General features: G+C 44.4%; 2 tRNA genes and 2 rRNA genes. All 4 read right to left on the reverse strand.

Features of this window, described 5'->3' with window-relative positions:
* Positions 1 to 181, reverse strand: a 23S ribosomal RNA gene (locus tag LDX58_RS25680); the annotation flags it as partial.
* A gap of 162 nt (positions 182 to 343) precedes the next feature.
* A tRNA-Ala gene (locus LDX58_RS25685) sits at positions 344 to 419 on the reverse strand.
* Positions 420 to 466: 47 nt separating this feature from the next.
* Positions 467 to 543 (reverse strand) — tRNA-Ile (locus LDX58_RS25690).
* Positions 544 to 812: 269 nt separating this feature from the next.
* Positions 813 to 869 (reverse strand): 16S ribosomal RNA (locus LDX58_RS25695); the annotation flags it as partial.

The following is an 869-nucleotide window of genomic DNA, read 5'->3' on the forward strand; positions in this document are numbered from 1 at the left end:
CCTCCTCGTATCCTATGTATTCAGATACGGGTACCATCCCATTACGGATGGTGGGTTTCCCCATTCGGATACCCTCGGATCAAAGCTCACTTACAGCTCCCCGAGGCATTTCGCCGTTCGTCGCGTCCTTCTTAGGCTCCTAGTGCCAAGGCATTCACCGTGCGCCCTTCATAACTTAACCAAATTAAAAAAGGTTTTGTGATTTAAAAATCACGTGAATTCTTGACATGCTCGTTCGATCTTCTCTTATAAATAAGATTCCGATGAACTCACATTGTTTCTATTTGCATTATCTAGTTTTCAAAGAACCGTATTAATAGTTTCAAAGACTACTAATAAAAATTGGTGGAGCCTAGCGGGATCGAACCGCTGACCTCCTGCGTGCAAGGCAGGCGCTCTCCCAGCTGAGCTAAGGCCCCAATAAAAAACGATCAACTAAACAATCGTTTGATTGAAAAAATTATTATGGTGGGCCTAAGTGGACTCGAACCACCGACCTCACGCTTATCAGGCGTGCGCTCTAACCAGCTGAGCTATAGGCCCCTACCATCTTTAGAAAGAGTGAACACTCTTAATTAAATGAAGGAAGTTCCTTCAAAACTGAACAAGGCTACTGATTTCAATTACATCATGTAACACTTTTCAGCTATAACTTCATGCTGCCTTGCTCCGAGGAAGCTAACATCGTAGCGATACTCGTATACGCAGGTGCAAAAAGCTTTTGAGAGGTTTTGAGTCCTCTCAAAACTGAACAAAAGACCAAAGCGCAAACAACCGAGGTTGTTCGTCGACTAGAGTTAAATACTCCATAGAAAGGAGGTGATCCAGCCGCACCTTCCGATACGGCTACCTTGTTACGACTTCACCCC

Source organism: Alkalihalobacillus deserti, assembly GCF_020734105.1.
Lineage (GTDB): Bacteria > Bacillota > Bacilli > Bacillales > Bacillaceae_D > Halalkalibacter > Halalkalibacter deserti.